This window comes from Marinitenerispora sediminis, from assembly GCF_003336425.1.
Classification (GTDB): domain Bacteria; phylum Actinomycetota; class Actinomycetes; order Streptosporangiales; family Streptosporangiaceae; genus Marinitenerispora; species Marinitenerispora sediminis.
In genome coordinates, this window is record NZ_QEIO01000042.1 from 1 (window position 1) to 26,871 (window position 26,871).

The following is a 26,871-nucleotide window of genomic DNA, read 5'->3' on the forward strand; positions in this document are numbered from 1 at the left end:
CACGCCCTCGCCGCCGCGATGCCGCCCGAGGCCCGGGCCGTCCCCGTGCCGGATCGCGCCCCGCCCGAGCTGCGGGCCGCGGCCCCGCTGCTGCGCGCGTTCTGCGACGCGGTCGCCGACACCCTGCCGCGCCGCCCCGGGACCGACCGGCCCTTCGCGTCGGTCGAGCCCCGCCAGGTGCCGGCACTGCGGGAGTGGGCGGCCGAGGCGGCGGCCGGCGCGGTCAGCGGCCCGCGCGTCTCCCTGCGGCTGGAGCTGCCCGGCGGCACCGACGCGCTCGCCGCGGACGGCGACGGGCCCGAGTTCCGCGCCGTCGTCCAGGTGCACGGCGTCGCCGATCCGGCCCTGGTCATCGACGCCGAAGCACTGGCCGAGGGCATCGGTGCGGAGTTCGGCCCGCAGCCCCGCATCGACACGATCCGCGCCGTCCGCCATGCCGCCGGGGTGTGGCCGCCCCTGGAGCGGCTGCTGCACCGCCCGCTGCCCGACGCCTGCGCGCTGTCGGACGCCGAGGTCGCCGACCTGCTCGCGGGCGCCGCCGCACGGCTGGCGGCCGCCGGTGTCGACGTGCACTGGCCGCGCGACCTGGCCCCCGCGCTGACGGCCACGGCGACGCTCGGGGCGGACGGGCCGCCGCCCGCGGGCACCCGGGCCTTCCTCGGCGGCGCCGGCGACCTGCGGCTGGACTGGCGGATGGCCCTGGACGGCACCCCGCTCACCGACGCTGAGGTGGACCGCCTCGCGGCGGCCCACCGCCCCGTGGTCCATCTGCGCGGCCGGTGGACGCTGGTCCCACCGGACCTGGCCGGACGGGCCCGCGACCGGCGCCCGCGCTCCCTCACCGGGCTGGCCGCGCTGGACGCCGCGCTCACCGGGACGGCGGAGGTCGCCGGGGAGCGCGTCACCGTGGCTCCGAGCGGCTGGCTCGCGGAGCTGCGGGACCGGCTCGCCGACCCCGACGGCGGCCGGGAGCAGGTCGGACCGCCCGCCGGCCTGGCCGCCGACCTGCGCGGCTACCAGCTGCGCGGCCTGCGGTGGCTGGTCCGCATGACCTCGCTGGGGCTGGGCTGCTGCCTGGCCGACGACATGGGGCTCGGCAAGACCATCACGCTGATCGCCCTGCACCTGCACCAGCGCGCCGCGGGCACCGCCGGCGCCACCCTGGTGGTCTGCCCCGCCTCCCTGCTCGGCAACTGGCGGCGCGAGATCGAGCGGTTCGCCCCCGGCGTGGCGGTGCGGACCTACCACGGAGCCCGGCGCGACCTCGACGGCGTCACGGACGGGTTCGTGCTGACCACGTACGGAACGATGCGGCGCGATGCCGCGCGGCTGGGCGCGCTCCGCTGGGGGCTGCTCGTCGCCGACGAGGCCCAGCACGTCAAGAACCCGGCGTCCGGAACGGCGAGGGCGCTGCGCACGGTCGGCGCCGACGCCCGGGTCGCGCTCTCCGGGACCCCGATCGAGAACAACCTGTCGGAGCTGTGGGCCATCCTCGACTGGACCACGCCCGGCCTGCTCGGCACCCTGCCGGCGTTCCGCGCCCGGTGGGCGGCCCCGATCGAGGCCGGCCGCGATCCGGTGGCCGCCGAGCGCCTGTCCCGGCTGGTCCGGCCGTTCCTGCTGCGCCGCCGCAAGACCGACCCCGGCGTCGCCCCGGAGCTGCCGCCCAAGACCGAGACCGACCGGCCGGTCACGCTGACCCTGGAGCAGGCCGGGCTGTACGAGGCGGTGGTGCGCGACACCATGGAGCGGATCCGCACCGCCGACGGGATGGCGCGGCGCGGTCTCGTGTTCGGGCTGCTCACCGCGCTGAAGCAGATCTGCGACCACCCGGCCCAGTACCTGCGGGAGGACAGCGGCCGGCTGGCGGGCCGCTCCGGCAAGCTGGACCTGCTCGACGAGCTGCTGGACACCATCACCGCGGCCGGCGGCTCGGTGCTCGTCTTCACCCAGTATGTGGCGATGGCGAAGCTGCTGGAGCGGCACCTCACCGAGCGGGGGCTGCCGTGCCTGCTGCTGCACGGCGGCACCCCGGTACCGCGGCGCGACGAGCTCGTGCGCCGGTTCCAGGCCGGCGAGGCCCCCGTCCTGCTGCTGTCGCTGCGCGCCGCCGGCACCGGCCTCAACCTGACCCGCGCCGACCACGTCGTCCACTACGACCGGTGGTGGAACCCGGCCGTGGAGGACCAGGCCACCGACCGGGCGTACCGCATCGGGCAGACCCGGCCGGTGCAGGTGCACCGGCTGATCGCCGAGGGCACGGTCGAGGACCGGATCGCGGCGATGCTGGCCGGTAAGCGCGAGCTGGCCGACGCTGTGCTCCGCTCCGGTGAGGCGGCGCTCAGCGAGCTCTCCGACGCCGAACTGGCGGCGCTGGTGGAACTGCGCGCGGCCCCCGGCGAACCCGAACCCGAACCCGAACCCGACGACACCGAAGCACCATCCGCGACGGAAGGGGAGCAGCGATGACGGACCTGCGAGACGACCGGGTCCGCGGGTTCCCCGCGTTCCCCGCCGGCCGGCGCCGCAGCGGCCGGGCGCGCTCCTGGTGGGGCGACGCCTGGATCGCCGCGCTGGAGGAGACGGCGCTGGACCCGGCGCCGCTGGGGCGGGGCCGCCGCTACGCCACGAGCGGCCGCGTGGGCGCCATCACCGTCAGCCCGGGCCGGCTGGCCGCGGCGGTGCACGACGAGCACGGCGCCGAGTACCGGACGGTCGTGGCGGTCGCGGAGCTGTCGGACACCGACTGGCACCGGTTCCTGGACGAGGTGGCGGCGCGGGCCGGGCACGTCGCGGCGCTGCTGGAACGGGACATGCCGCACGACCTCGTGGCGGCCGCGGCCGACGCGGGCGTGCCGCTGCTCCCGGCGGTGGGCGACCTCGATCCGGAGTGCGACTGCCCGGAGTGGGACCTGCCGTGCCGGCACGCAGCCGCGCTGTGCTACCAGGCCGCGCGGCTGCTCGACGAGGACCCCTTCGTGCTGCTCCTGCTGCGGGGGCGCGGCGAGCGGGAACTCCTGGCGGAACTGGAGCGCCGCGGCGCCGGCGTCGAACGCTCGGGACCGGCGGTGCGACCGGTGCGGGCGGCCCCCGCCGCGGGGGAGGGGGAGCCGGCCCGCCTCGCCTATGCCCGTGCGCTCCCGCCGCTCCCCGCACCGTTGACCGGATCGCCGCCGGCCCGCCGTCCGCTCGCGGTGCCGGAAGCGCCCGGGGTGGACCCGGCGGACCTGGACCGGCTGGCGGCCGACGCGGCCGCACGCGCCCGCGACCTGCTGGCGGCGGCGGAAGTGGCGGGACAGTAGTCGCGGGCGGCCGGGAACCGCCGGCGGCGGCGCCCGCGCGTCAACGACCGTCCGCGGCGCGGGCGCGGTCGTCGAGGCGCGCGCTGACCGTGACGCGGCCCCGGCCGCCGGCCCGGGCCACCGCGTGCCCGGCGCGGTCGGCTCCGTCCAGGTGCGGTGAGATGGGACCGCCCTGCCCGGTGACGTCGCGCCACCACCTCGTGCGCTCTTGCGCTCGGGCAGGCTGACGCTGATCGTGACGGTGTCCCCGGCGCGCCGGTCGGCGGCCGGCGTGCTGACGGTACGCCCCGAGCACCGTCCCGCGGAGGTGACCACCGTGGGGTGCCGGCTCCCCAGCCGCCCCCATCGGGGAGAGCAGCGCATCCCGACCGCGCAGGTGGTGACCGCGTCCGCGAGGCGCCTGGGAAGTGCTCCCCTGTACCGCATCCGGCCTCCAGTCGCCGGCAGCAGGCGGGAAAGCGGGCACGGCGCCGCCCGGTGGGCTCCGCCGGCCTGGGGGGCGTCCTGCCGCGTGCCGACAGTAGCGCCGGCGGCGCGGCGCGTGGTCCGTACGGGCCCGAAGCGGGAGATATAGGGGCGGCGGGCTCCTCGGCGGCCCCCACCGCGTGGGGACTCCGCCGGCCCGGCGGTCCGCACGCCCGGTGCGGCCGTCGGACATGGCGCGAACTGTGGGCTGCGTGTCGTTGACGCCATGACTGGCACGCGGGGAGCCTGAAAGACATGCGCCGCATCGTCTTCGTGGTCTACGAGGGGCTCCAGCCGATCGACCTGGTCGGGCCGCACGAGGTGTTCCACCACGCGCATCGGCTCGTGGGCGGGTACGACTGCCGGGTCGTGGCGCCCCGGGCGGGCCCGGTCCGGGCGCACAGCGGGCTGCCCGTCCACGCCGCCCACGGCATCGGCGACCTCGCGCCGACGGGGATCGACACGGTGGTCGTCGCCGGCGGGCGCGGCGTGGACGAGGCCCGCCGCGACCGGGCGCTGGTGGAGTGGATCGCGGCGGCCGGGTCGGCCGCCCGGCGCGTGACGTCGGTGTGCAGCGGCGCGTTCCTCCTCGCGGCGGCGGGGCTCCTGGAGGGGCGCCGGGTCACCACGCACTGGCGGCGGGAGGAGCAGCTGGCGCGGGAGCACCCCGGACTCACCGTCGAATGCGACCCGGTCTTCATCCGGGACGGGCGCGTGTGGACGTCGGCGGGCGTGACCGCCGGCATGGACCTGGCCCTCGCCCTGGTGGAGGACGACCACGGCCGTAAGGTCGCGCACGCGGTGGCCCAGGAGTTGGTGATGTTCCTGCGGCGCCCCGGCGGCCAGTCGCAGTTCAGCGTGCCCCTGTGGTCCCGGCAGCCGGCCACCGACCCGGTCCGGGCCGCCGTGGCGGCCGTGCACGCCGATCCCGGAGCCCGGCACGCCATCGGCGACCTCGCCGGCGTGGCCGGGCTGAGCACCCGGCACCTGCAGCGCCGGTTCACCGCCGAGTTGGGCACCCCGCCCGCGGCCTACGTCGAACGGGTCCGCGTCGAGGCGGCGCGCCGCGCCCTGGTGGAGGGCGACGAGCCGGTCGAGGCGCTGGCACGGCGGCTCGGCTTCGGCACCGCCGAGACACTGCGGCGGACGTTCCACCGCCGGCTCGGGGTCGCGCCGACCGACTACCGCGACCGTTTCCGAGAAGTGAGGGAGACCCCATGACCACCTACGGCATCCTCGTCTTCGAGCAGGCGGAGGAGCTGGACTTCGCTGGCCCGTGGGAGGTGTTCACGACCTCGGCCATGCTGCGCGGCGGCGCCGACACCGCCGTCCTCGTCGCCGAGCGGCCCGGACCGGTCCGCTGCGGCAAGGGGATGCGGGTGCTGCCCGACCGCACTCTGGACGACCACCCGCCGCTGGACGTGCTGCTGGTCCCCGGCGGCCGGGGCGCGCGCGAGCGCGAGCGGTTCAACCCCGTGGTCACGGGGTGGATCGCGGAGGTCGCCGCGACGGCCGGGTGGGTGGCCAGCGTGTGTACCGGCGCGGCCCTGCTGCACGCGGCCGGGCCGGGGCGCGGTCGCCGCCTGGCCACGCACTGGTCCTGGGAGGACGAGCTGGAGTCCGAGGGCGACGTCACGGTCGTGCGGGACGCCCGCTACGTGGTGGACGGCAACGTGGTCAGCAGCCAGGGGGTCTCCGCCGGGATCGACATGGCGCTGTGGCTGGTCGGACGGCTCCACGGCCGCGACCACGCCCGGCAGGTGCGCCGCCACATCCAGTACGAGCCGGCGCCGCCCTACCTCGCGGACGAGCCCGCCTGACACCGCGGGCCCCGGCGCGGAGGGCCGCCTGTGGACCGCAGCGCCCCGCATCGCGCAGGCGGAGTGCGAGGAGCCAGGCGCGCAACGGCTCACCGGCGGGGCGCCGGCGGCTCCACCCGCTGGTGCGGGGGCCGCCGGCGGGACGGTCGGCTTCGGGACTGTCCGGAGGGCGCGGCCGCCCTCTCAGAGGCCGGCCGCGCCGGGACCGCGGTGCGTCTCCCCGGGCGGGGCGGCAGCCGGCGCCCGGACCAGCTCTGTGCGGGCGCCGTCCGCGCCGCGCCGTCCGCGCGGCCCCCGCCGGGGCTCGGGCCGGGTCAGGCGGCGAGCCGGGCCAGCAGTCCTGCCACCAGCGCGATCTGGTGCGGGGTGCCGCTGATCCGGACGTGCTCGTCGCGGGAGTGCGGCCCGGCGCCCACCGCGCCGAGGCCGTCCAGGACGGGGCGGCCGAGCGCGGCGACGAGGTTGCCGTCGCTGGCGCCGCCCACCGCGACGTCACCGAGGTCGGCCCCCAGGTCCGCGGCGGCCTCCCGGGCCAGGGCCAGCAGGCGCTCGCTGCCGGGGTTGGGGTTGAGGGGCGGCCGGTTCCAGCCGCCGTCGATCTCCACCTTGACCCGCGGATCGCTGGGGGCGAGGGCGGCCAGTCCGGCGTCGACGCGCGGCATCTCCGCCGGGTCCTGCACGCGGACGTCCACCTGGCACCAGGCGCGGCCGGCGACGACGTTGCGGGCGGTGCCGCCCGCGATCACGCCGACGTTCACCGTGGTGCCGCGCTCCGGCGCGGCGAGGGCGGTGAGGGCCGGGACCAGTTCGGCCAGCGCGTGGACCGCGCTGGCGCCGGCCGCCGGGTCGAGGCCGGCGTGCGACTCGACGCCGTGCGCGGTGACGTCGAACAGCCCCATGCCCTTGCGGCGGGTCTTGAGCATGCCGTCGCGGCTGGGCTCCAGGATGAGCGTGGCGGCGACGTCCGCGCTGGCCCGCTCGATGTGCGGCCGGGACGCCGGGCTGCCGATCTCCTCGTCGCCGTTGAGCAGCAGCCGTACCCCCGGGTGCGCGATGCCGAGCTCCCGCAGGGCACGCAGCGCCCAGACGCCCTGCACGAGCCCGGCCTTCATGTCGAAGCAGCCGGGACCGGTGAAGTGGTCGCCGTCGATCCGCACCGGCCAGTCGGCGAGGGTGCCGCGCGGCCACACCGTGTCGTAGTGGCAGACCAGCAGCACGGTCGGGCCGGCGCCGCCCGCCGCCCCTGGGTAGGTCAGCTCCAGCACGTCGCCGTGCTCGCCGCCGGAGTGGCGCAGCCGGGCGGCGGCCGGGCCGAGGCGGTCCGCCAGCCACAGCTCGATGCCGTCCAGTCCGGCGTCCAGCAGCGCCTTGTCGTCGCTCGGCGTCTCCAGTTCCACCAGGTGGCGCAGGTCCGCCAGCACCTCCGGCAGGTCGCGCCGGGCCAACTCGGCCAGCCGTGCCGCCATGTCGTTCGGTTCCGTCACTCGTCTCCGCCTCTCTGCTCCGCCGCGGGTTGTCGTCGGCGCCGCCCGCCGCGGGGCGGGCGGCGCGGGTCAGCGCACCGGCACCCCCGGACCGAGCGGGATGCCGAGGGCCCACCAGGCGAGGAAGAAGAGCGTCCAGGCCACCAGCATCGCGACGGAGAGCGGGAGGGTCAGCGACATCAGCGTGCCGATGCCGGCGTCCTTGCGGTAGCGCTGGAGGAACCCGAGGGCCATCACGAAGTAGGGGCTCATCGGGCTGATGACGTTGGTGGTGGAGTCGGCGATGCGGTAGAGGGCCTGGGTGGTCTCGGGGGCGATGCCGAGCAGCATGAACATCGGCACGAAGATCGGCCCGACGAGCGTCCACATGGCGGAGCCGCTGGTGATGAGCAGGTTCATCACCGCCACCACGGCGAGGAACCCGAGGAACAGCACGACCGGGTGGACCCCGGCGGACCCCAGCACGTCGGCGCCGCGGATGGCCATGACCTCGCCCAGGCCCGTCCACTTGAAGTAGGCGAGGAACTGGGAGGCCGCGAAGAACAGCACGATCACCGGGGCGAGGTCGCGGACGCCGGTCGCCATCGCGGGCGGGATGTCGCGCAGGGCGGGGATGGTGCCGACCGCGCGGCCGTAGACGGCCCCGGTGAGGAGGAACAGGATGCCCAGGACGTAGGCGACGCCGGTGATGACGGGGGAGCTCAGGACCGTGCCGTCCTCGCCCCGGAACGGCGAGCCGGAGGGGACGAGCGCCGCGGCGAGGACCGCCGCGGCGGCGAGCAGCACGAGGCCGGCGTTGCGCAGGCCGCGGCGTTCGGCGGCGGACAGGGCCATGTCGCCGAGTTCGGCGTCGGCCCCCTCGCCGTCCACCTCCATGCCGGCGGTGCGCCGGGAGAGCACGAACTCGGTGATCACCGTGATGACGGCGGCGAGGAAGACCGTGGAAGCCGCGGAGAAGAAGTAGTTGGACAGCGGGGTGACCACGTAATCGGGGTCGATGAGGTGCGCCGCGCTGGTGGTCAGTCCGGCCAGGATGGCGTCGGTCGGGGTGATGAGCAGCGAGGCGTCGTATCCCGCGGAGATCGAGGTGAAGGCGACGACCAGGCCGAGGATGGGGCTGCGGCCGGCGGCCTTGAAGACGAGGGCGCCCAGCGGGATCAGCACCACGTAGGCGGCGTCGGAGGCGACGCTGCCGGTCACGCCGGTGAGGGCGAGGACGAAGGTCAGCCAGGACGCCGGGACGCGGGTGACGCTCCCGCGCAGCAGGGCGTTGAGCAGCCCGCTGCGCTCGGCGACCGAGACGCCCAGCATGACGGCGATGATGAGGGCGAGCGGCGGGAAGGTCGCGAAGTTCGTGATGGCGTCGCCGACGATCGTCTGCAGGCCCTCGGCGGAGAGCAGGCTGCGGACCCCGATGCGCTCGCCGTCGGCGGGGGAGACGGCGTACACGCCCAGCGCGCTGAGCAGGACGCTGAGCGCGATGACGATGCCGGCCATGATGGTGAACAGCCAGAACGGATGGGGCAACTTGTTGCCGACCCGCTCGATGGCGTTGAGACCGCCGAGGAGGAGCGCCATCGAGCGCTTGGGGCGGGCGGATTCGCGCGTGGTCACCACGGCTCCTTGCTGCTACCGGTCACTGGATTCCTCGAGAACACCGCGCGGCTGCCTCCGTGAGCTGCCCGGTCGTACGAATTTCCGGGATGACGACGGTTATTGTCAATACCAATGCCGGGAATGACGCAAGTATTCACATGGAAACGCGTTTGTAATGACTATGCTCTCAACGTGCCGGAAACCCCGAACCTGGACGACCTCGACCGCGACCTGATCGCGGCACTGCAGCACGCGCCCCGCGCGCCCGTCAACGTCCTGGCCGACGTGCTGGACACCTCTCCCAGCACCGTCAAGCGCCGGATGCACCGCCTCCTTGCCGAGCGCCTGGTCCGCGTCATCGGCCAGCTCGCCTGGTCGGCGTTCTCCGACGCCCACCCCCGCCACGTGTGGATCAGCACCGCGCCGGGCCAGGCGCAGGACGTCGCGCGCCGCCTGGCCGCCCGGCCCGAGATCCAGCTGGTGGCCATCACCAGCGGACGCGCCGACGTCTACTGCGTCGCGCACCCGCCCAGCCGCGAGCACGTGCGCGACCTGCTCACCCGGGACATCCCGTCCGTGCCCGGTGTCGCGGCGACCCAGTCCGACCTGGTGCTGCGCGCCGTGACCCGCGCCGACTCCTGGCGGCTGGACCGGCTCTCCGCCGAGCAGGTCGCCGCGCTCGCCCCCCGGTCCGACCCGCCGCCGACCGCCGCCCGACCAGGGCCGCTGTCGGACCAGGAGACGCGGGCGGCGCGCCTGCTGCACGCCGACGCCCGGCTCAACTCCGGCGACCTCGCCCGGGCGCTCGGCGCCAGCCAGTCCACGGCCTACCGACTGATCCAGTCGCTGCTGGAGCGCGGCGTGGTCCGTCCCCGGGTCGAGGTGGAGCCGGCCCTGCTCGGCATGCGGCTGGAGGCGGTGCTGTCGGTCAGCGCCGCCGCCGGGTCGATCGCCGACGTCGGCACGGCCCTGGCCCGGCACCGCTCCGCCCGCTACGTGTCCGTGGTGGCGGGCGCCTCCTCCGTGATCCACCACGGGGCGTTCCGCGACGAGGACCAGCTCGCCGACTTCCTCTCCGATGACCTGGCGGGCATCCCCGGCGTGACGGCCGTGCAGGTGTCCGTGGTCCTCGACGTGCTGCGCCGGTACTGGATCCACCGCAGCGGCGTCCGGCTCGGCGAGCCGGTGCCGCTGCTCACCCCGGGGTGAGCAGCGCGCCGCGAGCGCGGCGCCATCGGTGCCGAGCCGGACGTACAGTGTCCGCCTGCGGCTGCCGGCGCACCAGAGCTGGGCACCCGAGGGCCCGGGCGGTGATCCGCTGCCAGTCGCGGCGCGGATACCTGCGGCGCAGGACCCGGGGGACGGTCGCGGTGGGAGCGGAAGCGGTCACAGGCGCCAGCGTAGGTCCTCGCCGGACGTACCCGCGGGCCCGGCCGGGCCCGCTGCGCAGGGGCGGCCTGGACCGAGCCGTCGGAACGCCACTAGCGTGGCACCGAGACATGAGGGGGCCGCCGTGAACGCACCGGACGCCGTCGCCCGGTTCACCGGGTTCGCCGACCACTACGACCGGATGCGTCCGGAGCCGCCGCCGGAGCTGCCGGACGTGCTCACCCAGTGGGCGGACGTGTCGGCCCCGGAGGTGGTCGACCTGGGAGCCGGCACCGGGCTGTCCGCCCTGCTGTGGTCCGGACGCGCGGCCCGCGTCACCGCCGTGGAGCCGTCCGCCGACATGCGGGCGCTCGCCGAACGGCGGTTCGCCGGACTGCCCGAGGTCGCGCGCCTCCTGCGGCCCGGCGGGGTCTTCGCCGCCTTCGACTGCGACTGGCCGCCCTGCGTGGACGCCGAGACCGACACCGCCTACGCCGCGTTCGAGGCCGCCTACCGGGATGTGGAGGTGCGGCGCGGGGTACGCCCGCCGCACGCGGCCAAGGCCGGCCACCTGGGCCGCATGCGGGAGAGCGGCCTGTTCCGGCACACCGTCGAGATCGCCCTGCACAAGCGGGACACCGGTGACGCCGAGCGGCTGCTGGGGTTGGCGCTGAGCCAGGGCGGCGTCGTCGCGCTGCTGGCGGCCGGCACGACCGAGGAGGAGATCGGCCTGACCCGGCTGCGCGAGGTCGCCGCCCGGCGGCTGCCCGAACCGCGGGCCTGGTGGTGGACCTACCGCGTCCGGCTGGGCGTGCGGTGACCTCCGGCATGGAAGGGAACCGGTCGGCCGCGGGCGCCGTCTCTACCGGTATGCACGGACAGCGGGACACCGGGCCGGGAAACGCGGGCCGCGGCGGGGATCCGGTCGATCGGAGCGTCGTCCGCGCCCGGGGGCTGCTCGTCGCCCTCACCGGAGCGCTCCTCCTCGTCGGCGGCTTCGTGACGCTGGACGCGGTGCAGTGCGGGAGGAGCGGCCGCGACGCGGTCTTCATCGAGCCCGGGGAGAGCTGCCGCGCCACCTCGTTCTGGCAGGGCGGGGAGGTGGTCCGCAGCTACGAGGAGCAGAAGCGGCTCGACGACGTGAAGAGCTACGGCCTGTTCGCGTTCGGCGGCCTGCTGGCCGCCGCGGGCGCCGCCATGGTCGTGCGGCCGGACCGGCCGCGCCTGCGCCGGGCACGGCGACCGGGCTGAGCCCGCGACGCGCCCCCTCCCCGTCCGCGGCCGCCTGGCCAGAGCGCGGCCGCACCGTGCACACGTCGGGGCCCGCTCGCGGCGTGCCTGCGGTAGCCCGGGGAGGCTGCCCGGTGCCAGCCCCGCCGGGCAGCGTCCGCCGTCCCGGTGCGGCGCGTCGCCTCGGTTCCGCTTGGGCGGTCGGCCGCGGGTTGGCGCCCGGTGCGCAGCGGTTGGCGCGCATCGCCAACCCACGGGCCGTCCGCGTTCCCTAGGGTGGCCGCACAACAGCGCTCGGGCGAAGGGGCATCCATGCGCAGACACACGCTCACCATCGCGGTCGGCCTGCTGGCCGCCTTCGCGACGACCACGGGGGCGGCTCACGCCGCGGCCCCGGCGGCGCAGCCGTTCGCGTGGCAGGCCGAAGCCGCCGACCTGACCCGGGCGCAGGCCACCGCGCTGCAGTCCGAGGTCGACACCTACCTTGCGGAGCTGGGAGGAACCCAGGTCGCCCTGAACCAGATCGACCTCGACGGCGCCGGGGCGGTGCTGGTCGCCCTGCCCGGAGAGGCGCAGCCGCGCGACTTCACCTCCGAAGGAGGCCGGGCCGCAGCCGCCGACCGGTGCCTCAACGCCGCCTGGTACACCGGTTACTTCTGTGCCTACCAGGGGACTCACTACACGGGGACCCGCATCGACATGTGGGACTGCGGCAAGGTCATGTACATTCCCGGGCACTGGGGCCGTGGGTCGTGGATCAACAACCAGAGCCGGGGGATGCGCGGCTACATGTACGACAATTACGACACCACCATCTACGTGACCCCCGGCGCGCGCAGCTACCACGCCACCGGGGACTGGGGCCCCGTGGGGTCGATGATCCCCTGCTGACACCCGCCGTCCCTCCGGGGCGCGCCGCATGACGGCCGGGCCCGCCGCCGGGAAGCTGCCGCGCGTTCGCGGCGGCACCTCGGCGGCGGTGCTCTCCGTCGTCTCGGCGCCGGGGGCTCGGATGGCGTTCAGGACGTGGGTGGACACGGTGGAGTCGCCGGTGTCGCCCGCCGGTGATGACGGGAGTCGTCGCGGACCCGCGCGGTCGCCAGGATCGCGTCGGAGGCGCCGTCGCCGACTCACCGGCGGTAGGCCGCGGACGCCTGGACGCGTGTGCGGACCGGCCCGGAGTCCGCGTTATGCTGACCGGCATGCCCGCCTCGGACAGAATCCGCCGCCCCTAGCGGCGGCGTGACCCTCCACTGAGTCCGCTTCGCCGCATCAGCGTCAGATGCCGGTGCGGTCGTTCGTGCTGCCCGGCTCCCATGCGATCCGCGGAGCAAGCACATCGTGCAGACCATCTCGCTCGGCGGCCGGAAGACACTCGTCCTGGTCGCCGTCCTGCTGTCCACTCTCACCTTTCCGTTGACCATCACCGGCGCCGCTCTGGCCCTGCCGGACATCCGGGCGGACCTCGGTGCCGATCTCGCCGCCGCCCAGTGGGTGGTCAACGCCTACAACGCCTGCTTCGCCGGCTTCCTGGTGTTCGCGGGCTCGCTGGCCGACGTGGTCGGCCGGCGGCGGATCTTCGCCGCCGGGGTCGGCCTGTTCCTCACCGCCAGCGCCCTGTGCGGCATCGCTGGTGACATCGCCGCCCTCAACGGCCTGCGGGCGCTCGCGGGGATCGGGGCCGCGGCAGCGGTCACCGGCGGTTCGGCGGTCCTCGCCGAGACGTTCGACGGCCCGGCCCGGACCCGCGCGTTCGGACTGCTCGGCACCGTGCTGGGCGCCGGGACCGCGTTCGGGCCGACCGTCGCGGGGCTGCTGGTCGACCTGCTCGGGTGGCGTGCCGTGTTCGCCGCGCCGGCCGTGGTCGCCGGGCTGGTCCTGGCGCTGGTCCCGTTCCTGCCCCCGTCGCGCGGCGCGAGGGGGCGGCGGGTCGACTGGCCCGGCGCGGTGCTGTTCACCTCGGCGCTGCTGCTGCTGATCTCCACCCTGGTGGAGGGGCCGGAGCGGGGGTTCGGCAGCCCGGTGACCGTCGGCGGCTGCATCGCGGCGGCCGCCCTCGGTGTCGTCTTCACCGTCGTGGAGCGCCGCCGAGCCGACCCGATGTTCGAGCTCGGCCTGCTGGCGAACCGCCGCTTCCTCTCGTTCGCGGTGGCGGCGGGCGCGATCATGGCCGTGCTGGTCCCGCTCCTGGTGTACCTGCCCTCCTACCTCATCACGGTCGTGGGGCTGGACGCCGGGCGCGCCGGCCTGTGGCTGCTCATGCTCACCGTTCCCACGGTCCTGCTGCCGTCGGCGGGCGCGGAGCTGGCCAAACGCCTGCCGGCGGTGCTGGTCGTGGCCGGCTCCGTGGCGCTGAGCGGAACCGGAGCGCTGCTGCTGACGACCATCGGCCCGGACAGCACGCCGCTGCGGCTGCTGCTGCCGTGCCTGCTGATCGGCGCGGGCGCCGGCCTGACCAACGGCCTGCTGGACGGGCTGGCGATCAGCAGCGTCCGGTCGGACCAGGCCGGCACCGCAGCAGGCATGTTCAACACCGTCCGGATCACCAGCGAGACGATCGGGATCGCCGCGGTCGGCGCGGTACTCGCCGCGCTGACCGCCGGCGGCCTCGCGGGCGAGCCCTACACCGCCGCCCTCCGCGCCGTGTGCGGCGGGCTGGCCGGTCTCGCGGCCCTCGCCGCGGTGTGCGTCGTCGCCCTGTCCCGGCGTGCCCCGGGCACGCCGCCGGCGGGCGGCTGACCCGCCGGCCGCCGCCGGGCGCCGAAACCCGGTGGCGGCCGGCCGGGCCGGGCTGCCATGCTGCCGCCATGCCCGAGGATGTTGACCACCGCGCCCTGGTGCGGCGCGGCTATGACGTGCTGTCCGAGCGCTACCGGGGCGACGGCGACACCCCCGCCCGGCACCTCGCCTGGGCCGCCGAGCTGCGTGCCCGGCTACCCGCGCGGGCGCGGGTGCTGGACGCGGGGTGCGGCAACGGGATCCCGGTGGCGGCCGACCTCAGCGCGCACGGGCACGCGGTCACAGGGGTGGACGTCAGCGGCGTCCAGGTCGCCCGCGCCCGGCGGCTGGTGCCCGGTGCGCGCTTCGTCCGCGCCGACCTGACCCGCACGGGGTTCGCCGCCGGCAGCTTCGACGCCGTCGTGTGCCTCTACGTGCTCATCCACCTGCCGCGGCAGGAGCAGCCGGAGGTGCTCCGCCGCATGTGCCGGTGGCTGCGGCCGGGCGGCTGGCTGCTGGCCGTCACCGGGGAGACCGACTGGACCGGGACGGAGCAGAACTGGCTCGGCGGGCCGGCCCCGATGTGGTGGAGCCACCCGGACGCCGGCACCTCGCGACGCTGGCTCGCCGCGGCGGGCTTCCAGGTGGTGGCCGAGGAGTTCGTTCCCGAAGGCGCCGGAGGCCACCGGCTGTTCTGGGCCCGCCGGCCGGCCTGACCGGGCGGGCGTCCCGGCACGCGGACGCCCCCCGGGGCCGCTGCGGCACCGCGCCGGCACCGGACCCGGGTCCCGCGCCCCTCCGCCGACGCGCCGAGAAGGCCCTCATCGTCCGGACCTGCTACGGCGACGACGCGGCATCGCGGAAGCCGCGGCGCCCGATGACGCCCCCGGCCGACTCTTCTCCCGGAGCCGGACTTCCTCCAGCGGGCGGCCGGTCCGCTGGCCGGAGGGGCCGACCCGCGTCACCGCGGGATGCGCCCCGCGTCCGCCGGAGCGGGTGCCCGTACCCGGCGGTGGCCCTCCCCGCGCACCGGGGCGGGGAGGGGCCGGACGAACGGAGGGGAGTTCCGGCTCCACCCGGAGATGCCGCTCGGCATCGCGGTGGCGCCGGGTACCGGCGCCGGCTCCTTGCCGGGGCACCGGGGATCCTCCGCCGCGCGCCCGGGACGGTTCGGCGAGACGCGCCCCGCCCGGCCGTCGGCAGGCGGCTGACGCGCAGGGGGGCGCACTCGCCGAGCGCGCCCCCTGGCACCGGACCGGCCGCCGGTGCGCTCACCGGCCCGCCTGCCCCGGCACGGCACCCACCGGTTCCCGGCGGCGCCGGAGTTCGGGGAGGACCTCCCGGGAGAAGAAGTCGAAGAACCCGCGCTGGTCGTGGCCGACCTGCCCGACGTAGACCTCCTCGACGCCGGCGTCGACGTACTCGCCGATGGCGCGCAGGTAGGCGTCGGCGTCGGGCCCGCACGGCATCTGCGTACCGAGGTACTCGGGCGTGATCAGCTCGTCGGTCAGCTGCTGGAAGTGCCGGGGCAGCGGCAGCAGCTGCGACGCCTCGCCGGGGAGCGCGTCGTTGGGCCACTGCCGGGCCGCGTAGCGCCGCGCCTCCGCGGCGTCGGGGCCCCAGCAGACCTTGAGGCCGCCCTGGATCGGCTTGCCGTCGCCGCCGTTCTCCCGGAAAGTCGCGATGGTGTCCCGGTCCGGGCCCATGGTGACCAGCCCGTCGCCCACCCGGCCGGCGAGCTCGGCGGCCTTCTCCCCGAACGCCGACACGAACACCTTCGGCGGGCTGTCCGGCAGCGTGTAGAGCCGCGCGGTGTCCACCGTGTAGTGCTTCCCGCGGTGGCTGACCTGCCGGCCGGTCCACAGCCGGCGCATCACCTCGACGGCCTCCTCCAGCATCTCGCGCCGTTCGGCGGCGGGCGGCCACCGGTCGCCCAGCACGTGTTCGTTGAGCGCCTCGCCGGTGCCGACCCCCAGCGTGAAGCCGCCCCGCGCCAGCGCTGCCGAGGTCGCGGCGGCCTGCGCCACGATCGCCGGGTGGAGGCGCACGGTGGGGCAGGTGACCGCGGTGGTGACCGGCAGCGAGGTCGCCTCGCCGATCGCGCCGACGACCGACCACACGAAGGGGCTGTGCCCCTGCACGTCCAGCCAGGGATGGAAGTGGTCGGAGATCCACAGCGCCTCGAAGCCCGCCTCCTCGGCGAGCCGGGCCTGCTGGATCAGCTCGCGCGGTCCGTGCTCCTCCGAGGAGAGGAAGTACCCGATGGCCCGTAACACTGTCCGAGTCCCCCTTATGGTCCTGCGGTCGTCCCGCGGCCGGCGCGGTACCGTGCCGCGCCGGCGCGGCCGTCCCCCCACCGCTATCCCGGTGGGCGGCTCCGTAACATCCGCCCGGTGCGGCCCCGTCGCGACACCGCCCTTCCCCAGGCGCCCGCCACCGCGGACCTGGCGGCGGCGGGGTCAGGCCCGCCGGCCGGTGCGGGCCAGCAGCCGGACCTGCGGATCGGCGTCGTCAGGCACGGGGACGGGATCGTCGAACAGCCCACCGCCGCCGAAGAAATCCTGGCGCTGCGCCCAGGCGAGCATGGCTTCGACCAGCTCGCGGTCCAGCTTCTCGTCGGCGCCGATGCCGCGGGCGAGGTCCCACGCGTGCACCGTCAGGTCGAAGGTCATCTGCTCCAGGTAGACGGCGGCGGGGACGTCGCCGAAGGACAGGTGCACCGTGCGCTCCGGCGCTCCCGGCTGCAGCCACGCGGTGCGCGCCTCGCGGGCGGCGATCTGCCAGGTGGCGTACGGCTCCTCGCCAAGCCGGTCGCCGTCGAACCTGCCGGCCGCCTCCGCGATCGTCCCGCCGCCGAGCAGGTGCGGCACCCACAGCTGCTCGGTGACGAGATGGTTGACGAGGTCGTGCACGTCCCAGCTCGCGCACGGCGTGGGGTTCGCCCACTCGGTCAGCTGGACGGCGGCCACGCGCCGATCGAACTCCGCCACCGCCTGGCCGTGCAAATCGAGCAGTTCCGGCATCACGTCTCCTCTCGTGCGGCGCCCGGTCGCGGTGCCTCCCTACCCGATCGGGCGGCCCCGCAACGTGCGTCCGGCCGCTGACTGGGTACGGCGGTGCGAGCGCCCCCGGGTACCGCGGGCCGGCGGGTGCCACGCGCCCGGTCGGGCCGGCGCCGGGAGTGTCCGGCAGATCTCACCCGGGGGACGGCATCCGCAGGTCACCCGAGGTGTTGATCTCGAGGAGAGCACGACGACGTGGGGCCGTTCCGGGCGCGAGGCCCGGGCGGCCCAGCTAGGAGTGAGCGTGTCAACAGAAGGCACCGAAAGGGCCCGAACGAGCGGCGAACTGAACATCGTGCACGTCGCCATGATCGCCGGCGCCGCGGCGATGGGGGGCTTCCTGTTCGGCTACGACAGCGCCGTCATCAACGGCGCCGTCGCCGCCATCCAGGAGCACTTCGCGGTGGGTGCGGCCGAGACCGGACTGACGGTCTCGGCCGCGCTGCTGGGGTCGGCCGCCGGCGCCGCCGTCGCCGGGGGCATGGCCGAGCGGTTCGGGCGGATCCGGGTGATGCAGGTCGCCGCGGTCCTGTTCGCGGTGAGCGCCATCGGTTCGGCGCTGCCGTTCGCCATCTGGGACCTCGCGCTGTGGCGGATCGTGGGCGGCGTCGCCATCGGCATCGCCTCGGTGATCGCGCCGACCTACATCGCGGAGGTGGCTCCGCCCGCCTACCGGGGGCGGCTCGCCTCGCTGCAGCAGCTCGCGATCGTCCTGGGCATCGCGATGTCCCAGCTGGTCAACTACGCCCTGGCCGCGTCGGCCGGCGGCAGCGCCCTGGGGGCGATCGGGCCGTTCCAGGCGTGGCAGTGGATGCTCGGTGTCGCGGTGCTGCCCGCCGTCGTCTACTTCCTGCTGTCGCTGATCATCCCGGAGTCGCCTCGCTACCTGGTCCGGGTGGGGCGGGTGGACCGCGCGCGGGCCGTCCTCGCCGACGTCGAGGGCGGCGACGTGGATGGCCGGATCGAGGAGATCCGCCGGGCGCTGGGCTCGGAGGTCCGCCCGCGGCTGGGCGACCTGCGCGTCGGCCGGTTCGGGCTGCTGCCGATCGTGTGGATCGGCATGGCGCTGTCGGCCTTCCAGCAGCTGGTCGGGATCAACGTCATCTTCTACTACTCCTCCTCGCTCTGGCAGTCCGTCGGGGTGGCCGAGAGCAACTCGCTGCTGCTCAGCCTGTTCACCTCCATCGTGAACATCGTCGGCACCTTCATCGCGATCGGCCTGGTCGACCGGATCGGCCGCAAGCCGCTTCTGCTCACCGGGTCCGCGGGCATGGCACTCGCCCTGGGGGTCACCGCTTATGCGTTCGGCCACGCCGACGTGGTGGGCGAGCAGGCCGAGCTGCCGTTCGTGTGGGCGACGGTGGCGCTGGTCTCAGCGAGCGCGTTCGTGCTGTTCTTCGCCCTGTCCTGGGGCGTGGTGACATGGGTGCTGCTCGGCGAGATGTTCCCGCTGCGGGTGCGCGCGGCGGCCATGGCGGTGGCGACCGCGACGCAGTGGATCGCCAACTGGCTGGTCACCGTGACGTTCCCGAGCCTGCGGGACTGGAACCTGTCGGGCGCCTACCTGCTGTACACGGCGTTCGCGGTGCTGTCCTTCGTGTTCGTGTGGCGGTTCATCAAGGAGACGAAGGGCCGCACGCTGGAGTCGATGACCTAGTTCCCAGCTCAGAGCCCCTTCCGCCGTCCGCCCGGGCCGTGGACGGCCCGGGCGGACGGCGGAAGGCGTGGGGGCGGTCCGGTCGAGGCCGGGGCTCCCGCGCGGCTGCCGGGGCCCCTAGGATGCCCAGCGGCACCGTGCGCGGCACGGCCGGACCCGGAGGAGTTCGATGCGATACCGCCTGCTCGGCCCGACCGGGCTCCGCGTCTCGGAGCTCTTCCTCGGCGCGATGGGTTTCGACGACGTGGCCGAGAGCCGCCGCGTCCTCGACGCCTACGCCGACGCCGGCGGCAACGTGATCGACACGGCGTCGGCGTACGGGCGGAGCGAGGAACTCCTGGGCACGCTCCTGGACGGCCGCCGGGACCGGTTCGTCCTCGGCTCCAAGTACACGCTCTCCCGCGACGTCAGCGACCTCAACGCGGCCGGCAACCACCGCAAGAACCTCGTCCGGTCCCTGGAACAGAGCCTGCGCCGGCTGCGCACCGACTACCTGGACGTGTACTGGGTGCACGTGTGGGACCGGCACACACCGGTGGAGGAGACGATGCGCGCGCTGGACGACCAGGTGCGGGCGGGCAAGGTCCTGTACGTGGGGATCTCCGACGCGCCCGCGTGGGTCGTCGCCCGCGCGAACACGCTGGCGCAGTGGCGGGACTGGTCGCCGTTCGCGGCGGTGCAGGTCCCCTACAACCTGCTGCGGCGCGACGTCGAACGGGAGCTGCTCCCGATGGCCGAGGCGTTCGGGCTGACGGTCGCGACCTGGGGGCCGCTCGCCGGGGGAGTGCTCTCGGGAAAGTACTCGCGGGGCGGTCCTCCCGGTGCCGGCGCCCGGATCGCGCCGGAGTCCGTCACCGAACACCAGCACGCCGTCGCGCGGGCGGTCGCCGAGGTCGCCGGCGAGCTGGGCGCCACCGCGGCCCAGGTGGCGATCGCGTGGACCCGCGCCCAGTCGCCGGCCGTGGCGCCGATCATCGGGGCGCGCGGTGTCGAGCAGCTCCGGGACAACCTCGGCGCCGCCGACCTCGTACTGCCCGGCGAGGCCGTCGAACGGCTGGGGACGGCGGCGGCGTTCGAGGCGGGTTTCCCGTCCGACTTCGTCGCCCAGTGCGACGCCGCTCCGATGGTCTACGGCGAGGCCGTCGCGCGGGTCGACGGGCGCAGGTGACACCGCCGGGCGTCCGGCGGCCGCGGCCCGAGCGTCGACAGGTCGGCCGTGGCGCCGTGCCGGCCGACGGCGCTCTTCCACGGCCGGCACGGCAGGCACTGTCTAGCACGCAGTGTCCGGGTGGCCGTGCTGCTCGACCCGGGCGCCCCGCTTCCGGGCGGAGCCCGCCCAGTCGGCACGAGGCCGTACGGGCCGTCGCGCTGCCTGCCGGGAGCGGAGCGCCGGCTCCGCTCTCCCTCCGGCAGGCAGCGCGGGACTGCTCGCCGCCCGCGGTCACGTCCAGTCCAGCGGCCGGCCGTGCTCCAGGTACACGGTGTGCTCCGCCTTGAGGCAGGCGGAGATCCGCCGGGCGGCCGCCTCGGGCAGGTACTCCGCGAGGTCGGCCGGCTCGACGAGCCGTGCGTCGCTGAGCTCGTCCTCCGGCAGCCGGATGCTCTCGAACTCGCCGGGGGCGAGGGTCCCGGCGAAGACGAACGCCGTGGCCGGCCGGTGGTCCGGGCTGAACCGCGGCGGGACCCAGTCCACGCCCACCAGCGCGGTGAGGCGCGGGACGAAGCCCAACTCCTCGGCGCACTCGCGCCGGCACGCCGTGAGCGGCGACTCCAGCTGCTCGATCGTGCCGCCGGGCAGCCCCCACATCGGCTTGTAGGTGGGCTTGACCAGCAGGACGCGCCCCACTTCGTCGCGAAGCAGCGCGGAGGCGGCGCCCCGGCTGCGGGGCAGGCTCTCGAAGAACGCCAGTTCGGTGTCGGACATGGTTCGAAGACTACGCCGCGCCACCGGCCCGCGACATGCGCTTCGCCGCGGCGTCACGCGCACTTCTGTAACGCCTGCTACATTCACGTGTGTGACGAACGATCGGGACGGTGCGGCCGACCGCTGGGTGCTGCTGCTGGTCCGGCTGCCGCAGCAGCCCTCGCGGCACCGCGTGGCGGTGTGGCGCGAGCTGCGGCGGGTGGGGGCGGTCTCCCTCGGCCAGGGCACCTGGGCGGTGCCGGACGTCCCGGTTTTCGCGGAGGGGGTGCGCCGGGCCGCCGAGCTCGCCGGGCGCGGCGGAGGCGAGACCATCGAGCTGCGGGCGGCCGGCCGCACCCCGGCCGACGCTGAGCGGTTCCGGGCGCTGTTCGACGCGGCCCGCCGCGACGACTGGGCGGAGTTCCTGACCGACTGCGGGCGCTACCTGGACGAGATCGCCAAGGAGATCCGCACCGGGAAGTTCACCCTCGCCGAGCTGGAGGAGGAGGAGCAGAGCCTGGAGCGGCTGCGCCGCTGGCACCGCGACCTCCAGACCCGCGACGTGTTCGGCGTGCCGGAGGCCCTCCGCGCCGCCGAGCGGCTGCGCGCGTGCACCGCGGCCTACGACGACTACGCGGAACGCGTCATCCGGGCCCTGCACGAGACCTGACCGCCGCGCCCCCGTCCGGAAGGAACCCCATGGCCTCCGCCCCCGCCGCCGCGCCCGGTACGGCCGCCCGATGGCGGGTCTGGCCGCTGTACGCGGCCGGCTTCACCACCGCCTTCGGCGCGCACGGCATCGCCGCGAACCTCGGGGAGTTCACCCAGGACCGGTTCGCCTCCCTGCTGGTGCTCGGCGCGCTGCTCGCCGTCTACGACGGCGCCGAGGTGCTGCTGAAACCGCTCTTCGGCGCGCTCGCCGACCGTGTCGGGGCCCGCCCGGTGCTGCTGGGCGGCCTGCTCGGCTTCGCGGCGGCCTCCGCGGCGTTCCTCCTGGTCTCCGCCGCCGGTGCCCCCGGCGCCGCGCTGTGGCTGGCCCGGCTCGGCCAGGGCGCTGCGGCGTCGGCGTTCTCCCCGGCGGCGAGCACGCTGGTGGCCCGGCTGTCCCCGCGGGGCGGTCGCGGCCGGGCGTTCGGCTCCTACGGGTTCCACAAGAGCCTCGGCTACACGCTCGGCCCGCTGCTGGGCGGCCTGCTGATGGCGCTCGGCGGGATGGCCGCGCTCTTCGCGGTCATGGCGGTGCTCGCGTTCGCTGTGGCGGTCTGGGCGGCGGCCGTCGTCCCGGCCGTGCCGCCGCTGCCGCGGACCCGCCAGACAGTGCTGGACCTCGCGCGCCGGCTCGGCCAGGGGTGGTTCCTCCGCCCCACGGTCGCGCTGGCCGCGGCCACCGCGGCGCTGTCCGTCGGAGTGGGCTTCCTCCCGGTCTCGGGCGCCGCGGCCGGACTGGGCACGGTGGCGACCGGCGCCGCCGTGTCGGTGCTGGCCGCCTGCGGGGCGCTCGTGCAGCCCCTGGCCGGGCGTGCGCTCGACGCCGGCCGGATCAGCGCGCCCGCCGGGCTGGCGACCGGCCTGCTCGTCACCGCGGCCGGACTGGCCGCCGCGCTGATCCCCGGCCTCGCGGGTGTCCTGCTGGCCGCGGTGGCGATCGGCGCCGGGACCGGCCTGATCACCCCGGTCGCCTTCGCCGTCCTGGCCGCCGACGCGCCCGAGGAGCGCATGGGCCAGGTGATGGGGTCGGCCGAACTCGGCCGCGAACTCGGCGACGCCGGCGGCCCGCTGCTCGTGGCGGGCGTGGCCACCGCAACCGCGCTGTCGGGCGGGTTCGCCACCCTGGCGCTGCTGCTCGCCCTCGCCCCGCTGATGCTGGTCCGCTGGCGGCTGACCGCCCGCCCGGACGCGCCGGGCGGCGCGACGGACGGAGCCGCCGGGCGGGGAACCCGTCCCGCGGGGTGAGCGGCGTTGGCCGAGTCCCCACGCCGCGGTACCGACAACCGGTGGGGGTCGCCCTCGAAGAGGCGCCCGGCCGCGGCCCTGCCAATAAAAGTGCCCTGTCTACTGGGACCGGACATCTGTAAGGCCTGCGAGCTGGTGCACCGCGACCTCAAGCCCGGCAATGTGATCCCGGCCGAAGAGGGCCGGCGCGTACCGCCAGAGGACTTGTGGCTCCCCCGTCTGTGGCCGACGTCATCGCCCAGCGCAGGACCGAGATCCTCGCCCCCACCGCACCGACCCGTGCTTCCACGGCACCGCACCGCCCGCCGTCCAAAGGGCCCTCGGAGCGGAGGACGCCACCCAGGACGGTGAAGCTCCCCAAGATGCCCCGCTGGCAGTCCGTCGGCGCTGCGCTCGTGCCGGCCATCCTGATCGCGCTCGCCACCGTGAACATGGGTGACGATTTCGCCGCCGTCACCGACGCCATTGACGGCAGCAGGTGGGAAGTGCTCCTCGATGACGGCATCCAGGGAATGGATGACGACTTCGTCGGGTTCACCGCCGCGGTGACCATCCTGACCCTGCTCGGCTGCTGTACCAGCACCGTCCGTACCGCCGCCCTCGCCACGGCCAGCCTCATCGGTCTCGCCGCCCCGCCCTACGCTCTCACCGGAGCGGCCCCCTCCTCCACGGACGGATGGCGCTGATACGCGCGCTGCTGGTGTCGCTGGTCGACCTCGCCATCGTTCTCGCCATCGGCCACGGGTGGTACTCGGAGAGCGGCGAACCGCGCCCCCGCCGCCGGGCGAACCACGGTCCCGTGGCTGAGTGGCGGAGACGAGTCGGTCCGTTGCGGCCCCCACCACTCCAGCCATGTCCCAGGGGCAGGGTCACGCCGACGACGGCACGACCTACCGGGAGCCCCTCCCGTCGTGATTCCCGGCGCCGGAGGACCAGCACCACCCGAGGGAACCGGCTGCCTGGCGCGGTCAGCAGCACAGGGGGCACCTTGTTCCCGGCACGCCGTGGTTCAACGCCCCGCGCTCGGCGCTGCGACGCGGCGGGCGCTCTGTCACACCCCGCCGTCATCATGCCGGCATGACACCACCTTCTGACGAGGGCACCGCCTCGGCCGCCGCGACCGGCACCGGGCATCCGCTCGACTCCGGCGTGCGCGAGCGCGCGGCACGGCTGGCCGCGACGCACGTCGCGGTCGGCTTCATGCCGCGCGACAACATCGCCGCCCTGCTGGTCGAGCGCTTCGGGGACGGCTCTCCGGTCGACGACGGCTGGGCGCGGGAGATCGTCGACTCCCTGTGGGAGGGCGAACCCGACCCGGCCCCGGCCGACCTGCCCGGCTGGCAGCGGCTCGCCCGGGCGTTCGAGCGGCTGGACGACGCCGGGATCGTCGCCCGCGGCGACTTCTCCTGCTGCCTGACCTGCGGATCCGGCGAGATCCTCGACCTCGCCGGACCCGACACGCGCGGCTTCGTCTTCTACCACATGCAGGACACCGAGGCCGGGATGTACTACGGCGGACTCCACCTCGCCTTCGGCGACATCGCCGGTACCGACGACGGCACGGCAGCCGTCGGACGCGAGGTCGTCGAGGCCGTCACCGCGGCCGGGCTGCCGGTGAGCTGGGACGGAACGCCGCGGTTCCGCATCGAGGTGGGGCCGCGCGACCTGGAGTGAGCGGGCGCCCGCCCGGGCGGGGTCCGCGGCCGGTGCGCCGACCGAAAAACCGGTGGCCCCGGGGCGGCCCGGCCGCCTAGGGTCCGCAACGTCGGGTGTCGGCCAGTCCGGGAGGGGAAGCGGCGATGCGGGTCTGCGTCTGCGGAGCGGGGATCGCCGGGCTGGCCCTGGCGTGGTGGCTGGAGCGCGACGGCCACGACGTCGTCCTCGTGGAGCGGGCGCCGGGACCGCACGGCGCGGGCTACATGCTCGACTGCCGGGGCCCCGGCTACGAGGCGGTCGAGCGCATGAGGCTCCTCCCGCGGCTGCGGGCGCGCGCCTTCTCCCTCTCCGAACTCGTGTACCACCACGGCGACGGGAGCGTGCGGGACCGCTTCACCGACGAGGGGCCCGCGGCCGACCGGGTGGTCTCGCTCATGCGGGGCGACCTGGAGGGCATCCTGCTCGGTGCCCTCTCCTCCCGATCGCCGGTCAGGTACGGCACCGGCGTCGAGGGGTTCACCGAGCACGGCGACGGCCTCGCGGTCGCCCTGACCGACGGCACCGTCGAGGTCGCGGACCTCCTGGTGGGCGCCGACGGCATCCACTCGCGGGTCCGCGCCCTGGCCTTCGGCGCCGAGGAGCGCTTCATCCGCGACCTCGGGTTCCACACCGCCGCCTATGTGCTCCACGACTCCGAAACGGCGCGGAGCCTGGGCGACGCGCTGCACATGCTGGACGCCCCGGGCGTGCAGGTCGGCGCCTACCCCCTGGACGGCGGCCGGGTGGCCACCCTGTTCTCCCACCGCGCCCCCGCCGGCGCGCCGCTGCCCGCCGATCCGCGCGCGCGGTTGCGGCAGGTGTACGGCGGGCTCGGCTGGATCGTCCCCCGGCTCCTGGAGCGCTGCCCCGAGCCGGCCCAGGTGTACTACGACCGGGTGGCCCAGGTCGAGATGCCGGCCTGGAGCCGCGGCCGGGTGGCGCTGGTGGGTGACGCCTGCCAGGCGCTGTCGCTGCTCACCGGCCAGGGGGCCGGGATGGCGCTGGCGGGCGCCGAGGCACTGGCCGGGGAGCTGCGCCGCGGTGACGGGGTCGCGGCCGCGCTCGCCCGCTACGAGGAGCGTGTCCGGCCGGTGGTCCGCAGGCTGCAGGCCGAGGGCCGCGCCGCCGCGGAGGAGTTCGTGCCCGCCGGCACCCCCTGACCCGCGGTGGCCGGAGTTCCATGGGACGGCGCGTGCCGCACCCGGGGCGGCGGCCCGCCCGCGAGCGAGGGCGAGGAGCGTGAGCCGGTCCCCGGGCGACCCGCAGCGTCCCGGGGTGCCGGTTCCGACCTCGTCGCCCCGGGTTCTAGCACCGGAGGCGGAGCGGGCCGCGGTGGGCGGCCGCTCGCCGCCCCGCCCCCGGGGCCGCAGTCGTCGGAGGCCGAGCACCGGCCCTGGGCCCGCGACACGGTGCCGTCCCGCAGGCAGCCGCCGCCGTCGGCCTCGCCCCTCACCCCCCGGTCGGCAGGCCGGACGCGCCGTGCCTGGACCGCGCACCCGCCCGGTGCCGCCCTGGCTAGGATCATCGGGTGATCACGCCTCCCTCGCACGTCCTCCCCGGCCCGGCGGCCCGCCGTGGGTGAGACCGCCACCCGGCACCGCGCCTCCGGGCTCGGCTTCGCGCTCGCCTCCGCCCTCGCCTTCGGGGGTTCGGGCCCCTTCGCCCGGCCGCTGATCGACGCGGGCGTGGACCCGCTCCAGGTCACCTGGCTGCGGGTGGCCGGTGCCGCCCTGCTGCTGCTCCCGCTCGCGGTCCGGCACCGCCGCGTCCTGCGCACGCACCCCTGGCTCCTGCTCGCCTACGGCGCGTTCCCCATGGCCGGCGTGCAGGCGTTCTACTTCGCCGCGATCTCCCGGATCCCGGTCGGCGTGGCGCTGCTCATCGAGTTCCTCGGCCCCATCCTCGTGCTGGCCTGGATCCGGCTGGTCCGCCGGCAGCGCATCCCGCGCGCCGCCGCCGTGGGCGTGGCGCTGGCGCTCGCCGGCCTCGCCTGCCTCGTGGAGGTGTGGGCAGGGGTACGGCTCGACCCGATCGGGCTGGCGCTCGCCCTGGGGGCGGCGGTCTGCCAGGCCGGGTACTTCCTGCTCTCCGACGCCGCCGGGGACGAGGTCGACCCGCTCGCCGTCATCTCCTACGGCGCCCTGGTCGCCGCCGCGATCATCACCGTCATCGCCCGGCCCTGGACGCTGCCGTGGCCGCTGCTCGCCGGCGAGGTGGAGCTCGCGGGCGTCAGCACCTCGGCGCTGGTCTCGGTGGGATGGCTGGCGCTGGTCTCCACCGCCGTGGCCTACGTGACCGGGGTGGCAGGCGTCCGCCGCCTCTCGCCGGGGGTGGCCGGCGCGGTGGCCTACCTGGAGGTGGTGACCGGGATCGTTCTGGCGTGGCTGATGCTGGGGGAGGCCCTGACCCCGGCGCAGACGGCGGGCGCGGTCATCGTGGTGGCGGGTGCCTTCATCGGGCAGAGCGCCGTGGGCGGCTCCGGCGACGCTCCCGCCCGCGCCGACACGGCCGCGGACCGCGCCCGGACCGGGGCCTGAGTCGTCCGGCCGGAAGGTCGGCAGCTCCCGGCTCTGTTCCGGCACCGAAGGCAGCCGGAGTGCGGCCGGACGCGACGCTCG

The 26,871-nt window shown here is 75.8% G+C and carries 23 protein-coding genes; 18 read left to right on the forward strand and 5 right to left on the reverse strand.

Translation table 11 applies throughout. From position 1 onward, the window contains the following. The 4 genes from DEF28_RS10455 to DEF28_RS10475 form a co-directional block, all read left to right on the forward strand. Positions 1-2,469 (forward strand): DEAD/DEAH box helicase (locus tag DEF28_RS10455; RefSeq protein WP_147281057.1); only part of this gene is annotated, 2,469 nt, incomplete at its 5' end. Next, positions 2,466-3,302, forward strand: coding sequence for an SWIM zinc finger family protein (locus DEF28_RS10460; protein WP_114397644.1), 837 nt, complete (start codon positions 2,466-2,468; stop codon positions 3,300-3,302). The genes DEF28_RS10455 and DEF28_RS10460, both read left to right, overlap by 4 nt. A 720-nt stretch (positions 3,303-4,022) precedes the next feature. Continuing rightward, positions 4,023-4,988 (forward strand): GlxA family transcriptional regulator, encoded by a 966-nt coding sequence (locus DEF28_RS10470; RefSeq protein ID WP_114446129.1) that lies wholly within the window; start codon positions 4,023-4,025, stop codon positions 4,986-4,988. Beyond that, on the forward strand, positions 4,985-5,587 hold the full coding sequence (locus DEF28_RS10475; RefSeq protein WP_114397642.1) for a DJ-1/PfpI family protein: 603 nt from the start codon (positions 4,985-4,987) through the stop codon (positions 5,585-5,587). Before DEF28_RS10470 ends, DEF28_RS10475 begins: the two co-directional genes overlap by 4 nt. A 314-nt stretch (positions 5,588-5,901) precedes the next feature. On the opposite strand, the gene DEF28_RS10480 is transcribed toward DEF28_RS10475, so the two are convergent. Both DEF28_RS10480 and DEF28_RS10485 read right to left on the reverse strand, forming a co-directional pair. Beyond that, positions 5,902-7,053, reverse strand: a complete 1,152-nt coding sequence (locus DEF28_RS10480) for a M20 family metallopeptidase (RefSeq protein ID WP_114397662.1) — start codon at positions 7,051-7,053, stop codon at positions 5,902-5,904. An 87-nt stretch (positions 7,054-7,140) separates the two neighbouring features. Then, on the reverse strand, positions 7,141-8,649 hold the full coding sequence (locus DEF28_RS10485; RefSeq protein ID WP_114397661.1) for an AbgT family transporter: 1,509 nt from the start codon (positions 8,647-8,649) through the stop codon (positions 7,141-7,143). Positions 8,650-8,859: 210 nt separating this feature from the next. Between DEF28_RS10485 and DEF28_RS10490 the strand changes: the two genes are divergently transcribed. From DEF28_RS10490 to DEF28_RS10515, 6 genes are all read left to right on the forward strand, one after another. Continuing rightward, positions 8,860-9,876 (forward strand): Lrp/AsnC family transcriptional regulator, encoded by a 1,017-nt coding sequence (locus tag DEF28_RS10490; protein ID WP_233515223.1) that lies wholly within the window; start codon positions 8,860-8,862, stop codon positions 9,874-9,876. Between the two features lie 304 nt (positions 9,877-10,180). Beyond that, the gene (locus DEF28_RS10495; RefSeq protein ID WP_114397641.1) at positions 10,181-10,855 is read left to right on the forward strand and encodes a class I SAM-dependent methyltransferase; all 675 of its coding nucleotides are present in this window, start codon (positions 10,181-10,183) and stop codon (positions 10,853-10,855) included. 50 nt (positions 10,856-10,905) lie between these two features. Beyond that, positions 10,906-11,286, forward strand: coding sequence for a hypothetical protein (locus DEF28_RS10500; RefSeq protein WP_114433188.1), 381 nt, complete (start codon positions 10,906-10,908; stop codon positions 11,284-11,286). A gap of 291 nt (positions 11,287-11,577) precedes the next feature. After that, positions 11,578-12,156 (forward strand): hypothetical protein, encoded by a 579-nt coding sequence (locus tag DEF28_RS10505; RefSeq protein WP_114397640.1) that lies wholly within the window; start codon positions 11,578-11,580, stop codon positions 12,154-12,156. Positions 12,157-12,606: 450 nt separating this feature from the next. Then, positions 12,607-14,004: an MFS transporter gene (locus DEF28_RS10510; RefSeq protein ID WP_233515224.1), complete on the forward strand. Its 1,398-nt coding sequence runs from the start codon at positions 12,607-12,609 to the stop codon at positions 14,002-14,004. A 68-nt stretch (positions 14,005-14,072) separates the two neighbouring features. Beyond that, positions 14,073-14,699 carry a class I SAM-dependent methyltransferase gene (locus DEF28_RS10515; RefSeq protein ID WP_114397638.1) on the forward strand — a complete coding sequence of 209 codons (627 nt, stop codon included), beginning with the start codon at positions 14,073-14,075 and terminating at the stop codon, positions 14,697-14,699. Between the two features lie 555 nt (positions 14,700-15,254). Here the strand turns inward: DEF28_RS10515 and DEF28_RS10520 are convergent. Further along, positions 15,255-16,259 (reverse strand): TIGR03557 family F420-dependent LLM class oxidoreductase, encoded by a 1,005-nt coding sequence (locus DEF28_RS10520; RefSeq protein WP_114397637.1) that lies wholly within the window; start codon positions 16,257-16,259, stop codon positions 15,255-15,257. A 183-nt stretch (positions 16,260-16,442) separates the two neighbouring features. Continuing rightward, the gene (locus DEF28_RS10525) at positions 16,443-17,006 is read right to left on the reverse strand and encodes a TIGR03086 family metal-binding protein (RefSeq protein WP_114397636.1); all 564 of its coding nucleotides are present in this window, start codon (positions 17,004-17,006) and stop codon (positions 16,443-16,445) included. A 283-nt stretch (positions 17,007-17,289) separates the two neighbouring features. On the opposite strand from DEF28_RS10525, the gene DEF28_RS10530 reads away from it, so the two are divergent. Beyond that, a complete protein-coding gene (locus tag DEF28_RS10530) occupies positions 17,290-18,702 on the forward strand; it encodes a sugar porter family MFS transporter (protein ID WP_258861866.1) in 1,413 nt (470 codons plus the stop codon). Positions 18,703-18,871: 169 nt separating this feature from the next. Beyond that, the gene (locus tag DEF28_RS10535) at positions 18,872-19,870 is read left to right on the forward strand and encodes an aldo/keto reductase (RefSeq protein WP_114397635.1); all 999 of its coding nucleotides are present in this window, start codon (positions 18,872-18,874) and stop codon (positions 19,868-19,870) included. 273 nt (positions 19,871-20,143) lie between these two features. Here DEF28_RS10535 and DEF28_RS10540 read toward each other — a convergent pair whose 3' ends face one another. Continuing rightward, positions 20,144-20,626: an NUDIX domain-containing protein gene (locus DEF28_RS10540; protein ID WP_114397634.1), complete on the reverse strand. Its 483-nt coding sequence runs from the start codon at positions 20,624-20,626 to the stop codon at positions 20,144-20,146. A 91-nt stretch (positions 20,627-20,717) separates the two neighbouring features. Here DEF28_RS10540 and DEF28_RS10545 point away from each other — a divergent pair, with 91 nt between their 5' ends. The 6 genes from DEF28_RS10545 (at position 20,718) to DEF28_RS10570 (ending at position 26,790) form a co-directional block, all read left to right on the forward strand. Continuing rightward, the gene (locus DEF28_RS10545; RefSeq protein ID WP_114397633.1) at positions 20,718-21,275 is read left to right on the forward strand and encodes a Chromate resistance protein ChrB; all 558 of its coding nucleotides are present in this window, start codon (positions 20,718-20,720) and stop codon (positions 21,273-21,275) included. Between the two features lie 29 nt (positions 21,276-21,304). Further along, on the forward strand, positions 21,305-22,558 hold the full coding sequence (locus DEF28_RS10550; RefSeq protein WP_114397632.1) for an MFS transporter: 1,254 nt from the start codon (positions 21,305-21,307) through the stop codon (positions 22,556-22,558). A gap of 347 nt (positions 22,559-22,905) precedes the next feature. After that, positions 22,906-23,244: a hypothetical protein gene (locus DEF28_RS10555; protein ID WP_114397631.1), complete on the forward strand. Its 339-nt coding sequence runs from the start codon at positions 22,906-22,908 to the stop codon at positions 23,242-23,244. 391 nt (positions 23,245-23,635) lie between these two features. After that, a complete protein-coding gene (locus tag DEF28_RS10560) occupies positions 23,636-24,232 on the forward strand; it encodes a DUF6891 domain-containing protein (protein ID WP_114397630.1) in 597 nt (198 codons plus the stop codon). Between the two features lie 125 nt (positions 24,233-24,357). After that, complete coding sequence (locus DEF28_RS10565; protein ID WP_114397629.1) at positions 24,358-25,413, forward strand: FAD-dependent oxidoreductase; 1,056 nt, start codon at positions 24,358-24,360, stop codon at positions 25,411-25,413. Positions 25,414-25,827: 414 nt separating this feature from the next. After that, positions 25,828-26,790, forward strand: a complete 963-nt coding sequence (locus tag DEF28_RS10570; protein WP_114397628.1) for an EamA family transporter — start codon at positions 25,828-25,830, stop codon at positions 26,788-26,790. Positions 26,791-26,871 lie beyond the last annotated feature (81 nt).

Excerpts from the sequence above, each read along its gene's own strand:
- DEF28_RS10550 (WP_114397632.1), top strand. The coding sequence starts at position 21,305 with ATGGCCTCCGCCCCCGCCGCCGCGCCCGGTACGGCCGCCCGATGGCGG.
- DEF28_RS10480 (WP_114397662.1), bottom strand. The coding sequence starts at position 7,053 with ATGGCGGCACGGCTGGCCGAGTTGGCCCGGCGCGACCTGCCGGAGGTG.
- DEF28_RS10515 (WP_114397638.1), top strand. The coding sequence starts at position 14,073 with ATGCCCGAGGATGTTGACCACCGCGCCCTGGTGCGGCGCGGCTATGAC.
- DEF28_RS10540 (WP_114397634.1), bottom strand. The coding sequence starts at position 20,626 with ATGTCCGACACCGAACTGGCGTTCTTCGAGAGCCTGCCCCGCAGCCGG.
- DEF28_RS10560 (WP_114397630.1), top strand. The coding sequence starts at position 23,636 with ATGACACCACCTTCTGACGAGGGCACCGCCTCGGCCGCCGCGACCGGC.
- DEF28_RS10535 (WP_114397635.1), top strand. The coding sequence starts at position 18,872 with ATGCGATACCGCCTGCTCGGCCCGACCGGGCTCCGCGTCTCGGAGCTC.
- DEF28_RS10500 (WP_114433188.1), top strand. The coding sequence starts at position 10,906 with ATGCACGGACAGCGGGACACCGGGCCGGGAAACGCGGGCCGCGGCGGG.
- DEF28_RS10475 (WP_114397642.1), top strand. The coding sequence starts at position 4,985 with ATGACCACCTACGGCATCCTCGTCTTCGAGCAGGCGGAGGAGCTGGAC.
- DEF28_RS10485 (WP_114397661.1), bottom strand. The coding sequence starts at position 8,649 with ATGGCGCTCCTCCTCGGCGGTCTCAACGCCATCGAGCGGGTCGGCAAC.
- DEF28_RS10565 (WP_114397629.1), top strand. The coding sequence starts at position 24,358 with ATGCGGGTCTGCGTCTGCGGAGCGGGGATCGCCGGGCTGGCCCTGGCG.
- DEF28_RS10525 (WP_114397636.1), bottom strand. The coding sequence starts at position 17,006 with ATGCCGGAACTGCTCGATTTGCACGGCCAGGCGGTGGCGGAGTTCGAT.
- DEF28_RS10505 (WP_114397640.1), top strand. The coding sequence starts at position 11,578 with ATGCGCAGACACACGCTCACCATCGCGGTCGGCCTGCTGGCCGCCTTC.
- DEF28_RS10470 (WP_114446129.1), top strand. The coding sequence starts at position 4,023 with ATGCGCCGCATCGTCTTCGTGGTCTACGAGGGGCTCCAGCCGATCGAC.
- DEF28_RS10460 (WP_114397644.1), top strand. The coding sequence starts at position 2,466 with ATGACGGACCTGCGAGACGACCGGGTCCGCGGGTTCCCCGCGTTCCCC.